The organism is Geothrix fermentans DSM 14018, assembly GCF_000428885.1.
GTDB lineage: Bacteria > Acidobacteriota > Holophagae > Holophagales > Holophagaceae > Geothrix > Geothrix fermentans.
Window position 1 is genome coordinate 1 of sequence record NZ_AUAU01000006.1, and the last position, 12,252, is coordinate 12,252.

12 protein-coding genes are annotated in these 12,252 nt (G+C 65.1%); 3 read left to right on the forward strand and 9 right to left on the reverse strand.

Annotated features, from left to right (window positions below):
• Positions 1-151: 151 nt before the first annotated feature.
• The 3 genes from G398_RS20575 to G398_RS22150 form a co-directional block, all read right to left on the reverse strand.
• A complete protein-coding gene (locus G398_RS20575; protein WP_157492231.1) occupies positions 152-571 on the reverse strand; it encodes a DUF2147 domain-containing protein in 420 nt (139 codons plus the stop codon).
• Between the two features lie 171 nt (positions 572-742).
• Complete coding sequence (locus G398_RS0101030) at positions 743-1,030, reverse strand: hypothetical protein (RefSeq protein ID WP_026852203.1); 288 nt, start codon at positions 1,028-1,030, stop codon at positions 743-745.
• A gap of 162 nt (positions 1,031-1,192) precedes the next feature.
• Positions 1,193-1,579 (reverse strand): pentapeptide repeat-containing protein, encoded by a 387-nt coding sequence (locus tag G398_RS22150; RefSeq protein ID WP_084511809.1) that lies wholly within the window; start codon positions 1,577-1,579, stop codon positions 1,193-1,195.
• Positions 1,580-2,694: 1,115 nt separating this feature from the next.
• On the opposite strand from G398_RS22150, the gene G398_RS0101035 reads away from it, so the two are divergent.
• The 3 genes from G398_RS0101035 to G398_RS15270 all read left to right on the forward strand — a co-directional run bounded on the left by G398_RS0101035 (position 2,695) and on the right by G398_RS15270 (position 5,457).
• Positions 2,695-3,696 carry an integron integrase gene (locus G398_RS0101035; RefSeq protein ID WP_052571063.1) on the forward strand — a complete coding sequence of 334 codons (1,002 nt, stop codon included), beginning with the start codon at positions 2,695-2,697 and terminating at the stop codon, positions 3,694-3,696.
• A 386-nt stretch (positions 3,697-4,082) separates the two neighbouring features.
• Complete coding sequence (locus tag G398_RS0101045; protein WP_211229021.1) at positions 4,083-4,475, forward strand: metallopeptidase family protein; 393 nt, start codon at positions 4,083-4,085, stop codon at positions 4,473-4,475.
• Positions 4,476-4,560: 85 nt separating this feature from the next.
• Positions 4,561-5,457: an acyltransferase gene (locus G398_RS15270; protein WP_043482981.1), complete on the forward strand. Its 897-nt coding sequence runs from the start codon at positions 4,561-4,563 to the stop codon at positions 5,455-5,457.
• Between the two features lie 52 nt (positions 5,458-5,509).
• Here G398_RS15270 and serC read toward each other — a convergent pair whose 3' ends face one another.
• The 6 genes from serC to G398_RS0101080 all read right to left on the reverse strand — a co-directional run bounded on the left by serC (position 5,510) and on the right by G398_RS0101080 (position 12,251).
• A complete protein-coding gene (gene serC / locus G398_RS0101055; protein WP_026852207.1) occupies positions 5,510-6,610 on the reverse strand; it encodes a 3-phosphoserine/phosphohydroxythreonine transaminase in 1,101 nt (366 codons plus the stop codon).
• A 117-nt stretch (positions 6,611-6,727) separates the two neighbouring features.
• Positions 6,728-7,600, reverse strand: a complete 873-nt coding sequence (locus tag G398_RS0101060; protein ID WP_026852208.1) for an NAD(P)-dependent oxidoreductase — start codon at positions 7,598-7,600, stop codon at positions 6,728-6,730.
• Between the two features lie 147 nt (positions 7,601-7,747).
• A complete protein-coding gene (locus G398_RS0101065; protein WP_026852209.1) occupies positions 7,748-8,989 on the reverse strand; it encodes a DUF1015 domain-containing protein in 1,242 nt (413 codons plus the stop codon).
• 189 nt (positions 8,990-9,178) lie between these two features.
• Positions 9,179-10,108: an SGNH/GDSL hydrolase family protein gene (locus tag G398_RS21785; RefSeq protein WP_026852210.1), complete on the reverse strand. Its 930-nt coding sequence runs from the start codon at positions 10,106-10,108 to the stop codon at positions 9,179-9,181.
• 19 nt (positions 10,109-10,127) lie between these two features.
• Positions 10,128-11,471, reverse strand: coding sequence for an MBOAT family O-acyltransferase (locus G398_RS15275; protein ID WP_052571065.1), 1,344 nt, complete (start codon positions 11,469-11,471; stop codon positions 10,128-10,130).
• A gap of 54 nt (positions 11,472-11,525) precedes the next feature.
• Positions 11,526-12,251: a response regulator gene (locus G398_RS0101080; RefSeq protein WP_026852211.1), complete on the reverse strand. Its 726-nt coding sequence runs from the start codon at positions 12,249-12,251 to the stop codon at positions 11,526-11,528.
• Between the last annotated feature and the right edge of the window lies 1 nt (position 12,252).

Consider the following 12,252-nt stretch of genomic DNA (forward strand, 5'->3'; position numbering starts at 1 on the left):
TCGGCACCATCCCCCCGTTTGAAACACGGACCTCCTTCCGGCCGTCAGATCCATCTGATGATCAGAAGGCGCCGGACGTGGGGGAAACATACAAGAGCGGGAGACAATGCAGGCGGGGTCCGAGTTGAGCGGAGGGTTAGACCGCGTGGGCTCACGATTTTTTGGCCACAACTTCGAAGTCAGAGAATGCTGGTGTGGAATCGAGAAAACGACGGACACCGCGCAGCGTGCCATTTTCATCGAGGACCAGTTTGTACCAGCAAGCGGTGCGACCACCGAGGGTTACAGCTTGACCTTTCAGAATCAAAGTTCGAGTGGCAGGGCGCCACTTGCCGTGGAGTTTTGGGAATGAGGTTTCGCCCTGAACGCTCACGGTGATATCACCATTGGCTGAGGCACTCACAATCCAGATGTAGGCCATGGCACCGGCTTTCGGTGGAACATCAAAATTGGTGTCGGCGGCCTGAGTAGACGTGACATTCCAGGTTCCAACCAGTTGTGCTGGTTGCTGTGCCATGGATATTTGAGAGAAGACAGCCGCGAGGAGAGTGAACAGCAATGCTCGTTTCATTTCCGCACTCCTTTGAAGTTTGGTTGGAAGAACATTCAGCGGGCTAACGAATGAAGCTAACCGGCCACGCCTGCACCGAGGCGACGAACGAAGCCGAGGAAGCGAGAAGAAGAGAAAGAGCGGAAGACAGGGCAGGCGGGGTCCGAGTTGAGCTAAGGGTTAGGCGCCCACTCAGGGATGTCGAAGTTTGCGCACGACCCATGGAATTGCGATGAACCACTGCCAGTACCCCAGGGCCACCACCACCACCCAGATTGGGATTAGGTCTGCGAAGGGATGGTAGGAGAGGCCGAACAGTGACGAAATGCCACCCCATAGTAAGCCGACCAGCGTTGAGCCAAAGAAACCGATGGGAAAGGTGAGCATGATGAGCAGCCAGATGAAGGCTTCGGGCATATCGTGAATATGCCGTTGCTTGAACGCGAAGACCAGGAGAACAACACAAGCCAGAAGCCACATGGCAGCTACGATGCGACCGATTAGGCTTTTGGGAACCATGGGCGACCTAACGAAGGAAGCTAACCGGCCACGCCTGCACCGAGGCGACGAGCGGAGCCGAGGAAGCGGGATGCTGAGAGAGAACGGAAGGCAATGCAGGCGGGGTCCGAGTTGAGCTAGGGGTTAGGCCGATGAAGGAAGCCATGGATTATTTTCTAAGCCCTTGCAATTTACCAGGTGACACTCGACCCACTTTGAGTCTTCAAAATGGCAAGGGGAACCAAGACCACTCTCGGTGAACGTGCAAGATTCGAAGGAACAGTCGATCAACCGGCAACCACGGAAAGATGAACCAGCGAAGGTGCATTGCTCAAATTTGCAATTGTAGAGAAATGGAACCATGAAATCTGACCAATAGAAGACGCAATTTTCGAAGAGGCACGAGAGGAATGTTGCATCAAGAAAGGTTAGGTTCTCTAGGTTTTCGAAAGTGCACGAGGAGAAGATGTGGCCATTGGATAGATCAGGCCCATCGATTATCGAGGTGTAGGTTTCAGCTTCGAAGAGCATTGAGAGGCCTAACGAATGAAGCTAACCGGACCCGCCTGTACCGAGGCGCTGAGCGGAGCCGAGGAAGCGGGAAGCTGAGAGAGAGCGGAAGGCAATGCAGGCGGGGTCCGAGTTGAGCTAGGGGTTAGGTGGCCCAGGTTGTGGATTCGACCCGACAGCCCAAGGAAACAGGCTGGGCCCCTGGTTGAATGCGGTGAAGCGCAACAGTGAGTTGCCATTGTTCACCTTGCCTGGATGGTAGTGCGTGGAGAAGGCATTGGGATTCTCGTTCGATTAGCTCGTAGGGTTCATCGTCAATTGGTGATGTTTGATAGCAATGAATGGTTACTGCCCATGAATTGACCTCAACCGAGGCTGTCACCAAACGAAACGGAAGCTTCGGAAGAATCCGGGAAGCAAACTCTTTCGCGAGGAGCTGTTCTGCCTGGGCGCTGTTCATTGGAGTGGAAGGACACCTAACGAATGAAGCTAACCGGCCCCGCCTGCACCGAGGCAATGAGCGGAGCCGAGGAAGCGAGAAGCTGAGAGAGAGCGGGAGGCAATGCAGGCGGGGTCCGAGTTGAGCTGAAGGTTAGGCCGAGCCCTAAGCATTGGCACCCCGAGCACACGGCGCGCCTGGGTTTGAGCCTGCTTGAGTGGGAGCGGAAATTCATGCCGACGACCCCAAAGGGGAAATGCCGGAGTTATCGCGTGAGAGTGAGGGCCGAAGCGGTGAAGTGACATCGATGATGGCAGAAATCCATGGGCCGACGGTTGATGAGTAAGCGATAACCCTATTCTGGAAAAGCTGAAGACTGAGAACTGGTAAGGCTTTGCCCTGAAGCAGTGGACCAACGATCGAACCTGCGGACCCCCACGCACACCCAGCAGACAGAAAGGGAAGGGCGAACGAGGCCTAACTTTAAATTGGGCGATTGGGAAAAAGAGGGTGGGATTACGTCTAGTTCGTAGGGGGGTGCCCGGGGGTGGTTGGGTCTTGGGGAGATGGGCGTACTGGGGATGGGGCTTGCGAGGCGAAAAAAAGGCGATAGATTGTGATATCCCCTGGGATGGTGGCGTGAGTGGCTGGGCAAGGTTAGCGCAATAGGCGGCCGGGGGCGATGGGAGTGTGGGCCATGGCCGGGTGGATTAGGCAGACGGGTGGCGAGCGGATCGGGGGGGCGCCGCGGTTCCTGGATCAGCTGCGGGAGTGCCTGCGGGCCCGGCACTACAGCCTGCGGACCGAGGACGCCTATGTGGACTGGGTGCGGCGGTTCATCCTCTTCCATGGCAAGCGCCATCCCCAGGAGATGGGGGCGCCGGAGGTGCAGGCTTTCCTCAGCCACCTGGCCGTGGACCGGCGGGTGTCGCCCTCCACCCAGAACCAGGCCAAGGCGGCCCTGCTGTTCCTCTACCGGCACCTGCTGGAGGTGGACCTGCCGTGGCTGTCCGAGGTGGTCCAGGCCAAGCGGCCGCCCAGGCTGCCGGTGGTGCTCACGCCGGGGGAGGTGCGGGCCCTGCTGGATCAGATGGAAGGCGGCATGAGCCTGGTGGCGCAGGTGCTCTACGGCACAGGCCTGCGCCTGATGGAGGGGCTGCGGCTGCGGGTGAAGGATCTGGAGTTCGAGCGCCGGGAGGTGGTGGTCCGGGACGGCAAGGGAGGCAAGGACCGGGTGACCATGCTGCCGGACCGCCTGGTCGCCCCACTCCACACGCACCTGGTGGCCGTGCGCGCCCTGCACGAGGCGGATCTGGCGGAGGGCTTCGGCGAGGTCTGGCTGCCGGATGCCCTGGGGGTGAAGGCAGCCTCCACCGCCCGGGCCTGGGGCTGGCAGTGGGTGTTCCCCTCGGTCCAGCGCTCGGCGGATCCCCGCACCGGGCGGATGCGGCGGCACCACCTCCATGCCGAGAGCGTCCAGAAGGCGGTGCGCCTGGCGGCCCGGGCCGCGGAGCTGGTGAAGCCCGTCACGCCGCACGTGCTGCGGCACAGCTTCGCCACGCATCTGCTGGCGGCGGGCCACGACATCCGTACGGTGCAGGAGCTGCTGGGGCACAGGGATGTGGCCACCACCATGATCTACACCCACGTGCTGAACCGGGGCGGGCGGGGCGTACCGAGCCCGCTGGACGGGCTGTGACGGCGCGTCCGGGCTGAACTGAAAGCTTTTCCTGCTCATCGGCCAAGCTCAGCCTGAGCGCTTCACGAGCCGACGCAAGGCGCGGGAAGGAAAAGCTGGTTTAGCCGGAGATGAACGGAGAGGGCAGAGATGGCCTCGGCGGCACCCACAGGGAGCCCACGCTTGCGAAGCGGCACCTCCAAACCAGCCACAGCCCCGTTCTCAATCGGCGTGAATCTGTGGATCTGAAGCCGTTTCTCCGCCATCTCCGGCTCCGCCTTTCATTTTGCGAACCCTGGGCTGAGCCAAGTCGATAAGCCGGGAGCCGCCTCTGGCGGGCCATGCGGAAGCCTTCGTCGCTTCATCACCGTCCATCACTGAAATCGGCGGCTGAAGGTTTCTGAGCCATGCGGCGGTACGATGGGGCCATGAACATCTCCCACCCGAGGTTCCGGCAGCTGGTGGACGAGGCGCTGGCCTTGGTGCCGGCGGAGTTCCGCCCTTACCTGGAGGGGGTGGCGGTGGTCGTCGAGGAGTGGGCGCCGGATGCGCTGCTGGACGACCTGGGCGTGCCCGAGGACGAGACGCTCTACGGCCTCTATTCGGGCCGGGCCCTGACGGAGGGGCCGGAGCAGTCCGGCGACCTGCCCCCCCGCATCACGATCTACCGGGGGCCGCTGCTGGAGGACTGCCGGGACGAGGAAGAGCTGCGGCGGGAGATCGCCACCACGGTCATCCACGAGATCGCGCACCACTTCGGCATCGGCGAGGACCGCTTGGAGGAGCTGGGCTGGGGCTAGGCTGGTTTTGCCTTCCGCGGGTTCAGGGGACCTTCCGATAAACTGGCTGGTCGGGCGCCCGGCGCCCGGCGGGTCGGAGTCGGGAATGTTCAAGCGTCTGTGGTCCACGGTCAAGGGAAGCGTCGCCGGTTCCATGCTGGTGGCCAACGTGCTGGCCATCTTCTCGGGCATGATCCCCGTGGCCCTGGTGAAGCTGGCCCTGCCCTTCGGGGCGGTCCGCCGGGGCACGGACCGGCTGCTGAACGGCATGGCGGAGGGCTGGATCGCCGTGAACGGCTGGTGGATGGCCCTGATGCACCGCATCCGGTGGGATGTGGCAGGCCACGAGAACCTGCGGCGCAAGGGGTGGTACCTGGTGAGCAGCAACCACCAGAGCTGGGTGGACATCCTGGTGCTGCAGAAGGTCTTCCATCGGAAGGTGCCCTTCCTGAAGTTCTTCCTCAAGCGGCAGCTGCTCTATGTTCCGGTGATGGGCCTGGCCTGGTGGGCGCTGGACTTCCCCTTCATGCGCCGCCGCAGCGGCAGCCGGTCGAAGGACCTGGCCACGGCGCGCCGGGCCTGCGAGAAGTTCCGGCAGATCCCCACCTCCGTGATGAACTTCCTGGAGGGAACGCGGTTCAGCCATGCGAAGAAGGCGGCCCAGCAGTCGCCCTACCGCCACCTGCTGAAGCCCAAGACCGGCGGCCTGGCGACGGCGCTGAGCGCCATGGGCGAGCGCTTCGACGCCCTGCTGGACGTCACCATCGTCTACCCCGAGGGCGTGCCCAGCTTCTGGGACTTCCTCTCGGGCAAGGTGAAGCAGGTGGTGGTGCGGGTGCGGGAGCTGGAGATCCCCAAGGATCTGCTGGGCGGCGACTACGAGGGCGACCCCGCCTTCCGTGCCCGCATGCAGGCCTGGCTGCACGAGGTCTGGGCCGAGAAGGACCGGAAGATCGAGGAGATCGTGGTGGGCATGCAGACTCGCTCGGAGGTCCGCTCCTGACGAAAAAGAGGCGCCGGAGCGCCTCTTTTTCGCAGAGGGGCTTCGCCCCGGACTACCCGTTCACCTTGACGAACTGCTCCATGAAGTCCACGAGGGTCTTCACATTGTCGACGGTGACGGCGTTGTAGGTGCTGACGCGGATGCCGCCGATGTCGCGGTAGCCCTTGAGGCCCACCATGCCGGCCTTCTTCGCCTCCTTCACGAACTGGTCGTCCAGCTCGGGGGTGGGCAGGAAGAAGTCCACGTTCATGACGCTGCGGTGGGCCTTCTCGGTGACGAAGCCCCGGTAGAAGCCGCTGTGCTTGTCGATGCAGCCGTAGAGCAGCTCGGCCTTCTTGAGGTTGGCCTGCTCGATGGCCTTGAGGCCGCCGATGCTCTTGTTGTAGGCCAGCACGTTCCGCAGGATGTAGATGCCAAACGTCGGCGGGGTGTTGTAGAGGCTGTTCTTCTCGGCATGGATCTTGTAGCGCAGGTAGCTGGGCAGGTCCTGGGCCTCGCACATCTCGAGGAAGTCCTCGCGGATGATGGTGAGGGTGACGCCGCTGGGGCCGAGGTTCTTCTGGGCGCCGCCGTAGATGAGGCCGAAGGGGCTCACATCAAACGGGCGCCACATGAAGTCCGAGCTCATGTCGCAGATGTAGGGCACGTTCCCGACCTTGGGGAACTCGTGCCACTGGGTGCCTTCGACCGTGTTGTTCGACGTGAAGTGCACGAAGGCGCTGTCGGGGCCGACCTTGATCTCGTCGGCGTGGGGCAGGCGGCTGAACTTCTGCTCCTTGGTGCTGGCGGCCACGCGCACGCGGTCCCCGGCGACCAGCTTGGCCTCCTTGGTGGCCTTCTCCGCCCAGTTGCCGGTGACGAGGTAGTCGGCCTTCTTGTCATTGCGCAGCAGGTTCAGGGGGATCATGCCGAAGCTGAGGTGCGCGCCGCCCTGGAGCAGCAGCACCTTGTAGTTGCTGGGCAGGCCCATCAGCTCCTTGGTGAGGGCGATGGCCTCCTCGTGCACCGCGTCGTACTCCTTCGACCGGTGGCTGACCTCCATGACGGACATGCCGGTGCCGGCGAAGTCCAGCAGCTCCTCCTGGGCGCGCTCGAGGGCCGGCAGGGGCAGCCCCGCGGGGCCGGCGTAGAAGTTGATCACGCGATGGGTCATGATGCGCTCCGTTGAAAAGAAAACCGATCACCACCAAGGCACCAAGGCACCAAGAACTGCAAAAGACGTTTTTCTTGGTGTCCTTTCTTGGTGACTTGGTGCCTTGGTGGTGAGATTTTACGCTTTGAAATCCTGAAGAATCGAAACGACTTCGTCGCCGATGCGGCCGAGGTTCTCCTTGGAGCTGGCGCCGAGGTGGGGGGCCATGAAGACGTTGGGGGCGTGGAGCAGGGGGCAGTCGGCGGGCGGGGGGTCGCTGGGCCACACGTCCGTGCCGTAGGCCCGCACTTTGCCGCTGTGCAGGGCGGCGGCGAGGTCGGCGTCCACCACGCACTTGCCGCGGCCCGTGTTGATGAGGATGACGCCGTCCTTCACCTTGGCCAGGAAGGCGGCGTTCACCATGCCGCGGGTCTCGTCCGTCAGGGGCAGATGGAAGCTGATGACGTCGGCCCTGGCGGCCAGCTCGTCCAGGCTCACCAGCTTGGCGATGGGGTGCTCCTTGAGGTAGGGATCGTAGGCGATCACCTCCATGCCGAAGGCCTGGGCGCGCTTGGCCACTTCGGTGGCGATGTTGCCGGCGCCGACGAGGCCCAGGGTCTTCTTGAAGAGCTCCGTGCGCTTCAGCTCGCTCTTGAGGAACTTGCCCTCCTTCATGGAGGTGTGGGCCTCGATGAGCCGGGCGGGGATGGCCACCATGAAGGCCATGGCCATCTCGGCCACGGCCACGCTGCTGGCCCTGGGCGTGTTCATGGCCTTCACGCCCTTCTCCGCGCAGAGCTTCTTGTCCACGTTGTCCATGCCCACGCCGCCGCGGATGACGAGCTTGAGGGCAGGGGCCTTGGCGAGGAGGTCGGCGTCCACCTTGGTCTTGGAGCGGACGAGGAGGACGTTGGCCTCTCCGAGGGTGGCCATGTCGGAGCTGACGGTGCCGAAGGGCGCGAGGCGCTCCGGCAGCTTGGCGTCGAAGGCGTCGGCGATGAGGGTGTGCATGGGTACTCCAGAGATTAAAGATTCACCACGGAGGCACGGAGATCACGGAGGAAGAACACGGAGAAAACACGAGGGAAAGCAGGTGAGGGAAACCGGGAGGCCTCCGTGTGCTTTTCTCAGTGCCCTCCGTGTCTCCGTGGTGGATCCCTAGCCTTCGTACATCCGCACCAGCAGGCCGGAGCGCAGCTTGGGTTCGAACCAGGTGGACTTGGGGGGCATCACTTCACCGGCGTCAGCCACGCTCATGAGCTGGTCGAGCGAGGTGGGGAAGAGGGAGAAGGCCACGGCGTAGCCGTTCTTCACGCGGCGCTCCAGCTCGTCCATGCCGCGGATGCCGCCCACGAAGTCGATGCGGGTGTTGGTGCGGGGATCGTCGATGCCGAGGATGGGCCCCAGCAGGTTCTCCTGGAGGATGCTCACGTCCAGGCCGCGCACGGGATCACTGGCGGGGTAGGTGCCGGGCTTGGCCTTCAGCTCGTACCAGGCGCCGCCCAGATACATGCCGAAGGTGGTGGGGGCCTTGGGGCTGCGGTGGGCGGCGGGGGCCACGTCGAACTTGTCGCGCACCTTGGCGAGGAAGGCGTCCGGGCTGAGGCCGTTGAGATCCTTCACCACGCGGTTGTAGTCCATGATCTTGAGCTGATCGTGGGGGAAGACCACGGCCATGAAGCTCTCGAAGGGCTCGTCGCCTGTGGCGGCTGCGCCCGCGGCGGTGCGGCGGGCCTGGCCGTAGCGGATGGCGGCGGCGGTGCGGTGGTGGCCGTCGGCGATGTAGAGGGCGGGCACGCCGTTGAAGAGGTTCACCAGCTCGCAGATCACGGGCTCGCCGGTGACGACCCACACGGTGTGGCCGATGCCGTCCGGCGTGACCACGTCGTAGACCGGCGGCAGCTTCCGGATGTCGTTGACGATGTGATCGATGTAGGGGACGGCCTTGTAGGTGAGGAAGACGGGCTCGGCGTTGGCGTTCTGCTCGGTGACGTGCCGGGTGCGGTCATCCTCCTTGTCCTTGCGGGTGAACTCGTGGCGCTTGATGGTGCCGTTCTCGTATTCCTGCACAGAGCAGAGGCCCACCAGGCCCGCCTGGACGTGGTCGCCCATGCGCTGCTGGTAGACGTAGAGGCTGGGCAGGCCCTCCTGCATGAGGGTGCCCGTCTCGATCATGCGCATGAGGTTCGCCACGCCCTTGGCGTACACCTCGTCGGCGTGGACGTCCGTGCCCGCGGGCAGGTCGATCTCGGGGCGGCCCACGTGGAGGAAGGAGTGGGGATTCCCCTTGGCCAGCTCGGCGGCCTCCTGGGTGTTCACCACGTCGTAGGGCACGGCGGCCACCTGGGCGGCGAGCTCGGGCCGCGGGCGGTAGGCGCGGAAGGGCTTCAGCTGGGACATGGACACCTGCCTGGGAAGGGGGCCCCTCGGGGCCGCACACGCGCCATTATTCCCCGGCGGGTGCCCTTTGGTGACCCCCTCGGGCCGGTTTTGACGAAAGTCCCAGACCTGCCCGCCAACGGGCACGAAGTGTCAAAGCCGGGAGGGGACCGCAGACGGGTCAGACCGGCCCGTCCCCGTGCCGGCCAGCTAGGGGGCCAGGTAGGGGGCCAGGCGCTCCGCCACGCGCCGCGAGAAGGCCGCGGCTCCGTCGGCGTTCAGGTGGGTGGCGTCGTAGTAGTCCGCGGCGGGCAGGGGGGTGCTCAGGTCGAGGACGCGGCCGTGGAAGATCCGTTCCACCTGGGCGCGGTAGAAGGCCAGGTCCGGGGCGAAGCGGGCCTCGTAGGCCGGCGCCAGCTCCGGGTGGAGGGGCAGGACGAGGTAGACCACCCGCGTGCCCCGGGCCTCCCAGTGGCGCACGAAGGTCTCTAGGGGGGCCAGGCGGGCGGCATCCAGGTAGCCCGGCTGGCTGGCCATGAAGCCCGGCAGCTTGGGGGGGGCGCCGGGGTTCTGGGCGCTGTGGCCGTAGAGCAGGGCCCCGTCGCTGTCGATGCGGAAGGAGCGGTCCCGGTCCTGGCGGGCCACCAGGGCGTCCAGGTGGTACTTCACCACCCGGGTGCCGGGGAAGAAGGCGATCTGGCTCAGGTTCAGGCGGTCATAGTAGCTCCGGAGGACGTCGCCCGGGCTGGGCCTGGGGGAGTCCAGGAAGGCCAGGTCCGATTCCGTGGGGCGGAACTGCTCGGGCAGCATGCTCAGGACGATGAGACGCGGGTGGCTGATGCCCAGCTGCCCGAGCTTGAGGTCCAGCTCCGGCAGCTCCACGCCCTGGAGGCCGGAGCGGGCCAGGTTCTGGGCCCGGGGGGCGATCAGGGAGGGGCGCAGGTCCCGGCTCATGGTGGAGTCGCCCAGGAAGAGGATCTCGGGGGGGGCGGGCAGGCGCCGGGCCGCGGCCTGCTTGTCGCGCCACTCCTGGTAGGCCCAGCGGCCGGTGTTGGCGGTGTGGAGGGACTCCCGGCGGCTGAAGGCCAGCCGGTCGAGGGCGAGGGCCGTGCCGAGCCCCAGGGCCAGCAGGAGCGCCACGCGGAGGAGCCGCAGGGGCCTAGAAGCGCTGGTAGATGAAGGTCGTGGCATTGCCGGCTCCGATGAGCACGATGAAGATCAGGATGCCGTAGGCGACGGCGAAGGCGGGGGCGGGGATCCTCGCGGTCCGTTTGACCAGGCCCGTGAAGCGCCGCTCCAGCGCCTGCTCCAGGTGGGCGAACAGGAGGATGGCCGCGAAGTACTTCAGGGCGTGGTCCGTGGCGGAGCCGAACCAGGCCGAGGACCGGGGCAGGGCGTGCCAGATGGCGGCCATGCTCGGCTCGCGGAAAGGGATCCAGGTGAGCATCACCAGCAGCTGGAAGAGGATGTACTTGGGCCAGCGGGCCCAGGCGCCCTGGGGGCTGGGCATCACCCGCTCCCAGATCAGGTAGGCCCCGTGCATGGCGCCCCAGAGGACGAAGTTCCAGCCCGCGCCGTGCCAGAGGCCGCCCACCAGCATCACCAGGAACAGGTTCACCAGGGTGCGCAGGTAGGTGCCCCGGTTGCCGCCCAGGGGGATGTAGACGAAGTCGCGCAGCCACTGGGAGAGCGTGACGTGCCAGCGCCGCCAGAACTCCGAGGCCCCGCGGGAGACGTAGGGCTGGTGGAAGTTGCGGTCGAACTTGAAGCCGAAGAAGCGGCCCATGCCCACGGCCATGTCCGAGTAGCCGGAGAAGTCGCCGTAGATCTGGATGCCGTACATCACCGCCAGGAAGACCAGGCTGCCCTCGCGGCCGCCGGAGTTGTGGAAGGTGAGGTAGGCCTCGTCCACCTTCGGCGCGATGAGGTCGGCGATCCAGACCTTCTTGAACAGGCCCCAAAGGAAGATGAGGAGGCCCGTCAGCATCCGCGACCGGAAGAAGGTGCGGGCCTGGTGGAAGCAGATGAGGAAGGCGTGGGGCCGCATGATGGGGCCCGCCTGGTGGTGCGGGAAGAAGAAGATGTAGAGGAAGAACTCCCAGAAGGAGCCGGTGCCCGTCACCTGGCCGCGCCGGATCTCCACCTGGTACGAGATCATCTGGAAGATGTAGAAGCTGATGCCCAGCGGGATCACCAGGGCGTAGCCGGGGTGCAGGCCCACCAGGCCGGACAGGAAGAGCCGGTACTTGAACCAGGCCAGGAAGCCGATGTTGGCCACCACCATGACGGCGGCGGCGCGGCGCCGGTCCGGCGCGGCGTAGGGCACCGCCCAGTTGGCGAAGACCGCGCCGAAGAGCAGGAGGAAGTCCGGGAGGCCCGCGGCCATGTAGACGATGAAGCTGAGGAGGATCAGCCAGTACTTCTGCAGGCCCTTCGGCATGAGCCAGAACGTCAGGACGAAGAGGGGCAGGGACAGGATGAAGTTGAAACTGCTGAAGGACATGGATCTCCTGGAACTGGGCGGACATCTCCAGCGCGAGCCGGCGACGGGTCAGGATCAGAGGGCTTCGGGCCCCAGCGAGTCGGTGATCATGGCCACGTTCAACAGGAGTTCCGTGAGGGGGAGGTCCATGGTCCGCTCGACCCGGCAGGTTTCCACGAACTCGATGTCCGGCCGGTCCCAAGTCAGGATCTCATAAACCGCCGGGAACCCCTCCTGGTCGCGGAAGGCGGCGTGGATCACCTCGCCCCGGCTGAGGTAGAGCAGGCCCATGCCGGCCTCGGACTTGACCGTGAGCGTGCAGGACTTCCGCTCCCAGGCCAGGAGCTGGAGGATGCTGCCGAGGCTCAGCCCGCGGATGACGCCCGGGGATTCCGCCTGCACCGTGGCCCGGATCACCTCCACGAGGAAGCCCAGGCGCAGAGGCTTGCTGAGGATGCGGATGGCCCCCAGGTCCAGCGGCGTGTTCAGGTGCTGGCTCTCGTCCAGACCGGTCATGACGATCACCGGGATCTGGGGGTAGAGGCGGCGCACCTTGGTGATCAGGTTGAAGCCGTCCATGACGGGCATGTCCAGATCCGTGATGAGCACATGGACGGGCTCCTGCCGGAGCACCTCCAGGGCCTCGCGGCCGTTGGAGGCCGAGAGGATGCGGAAGCCCTGGAGGCTCTTCAGGCCCGCCCGGTAGAGGCTGAGGGTGGCCCGGTCGTCCTCCACCACGAGCAGGGTGCGGGCGGGTGCCTCGGCATCGGGAAGGGCGCGGGGACGGGTGGGCGGGTTCATG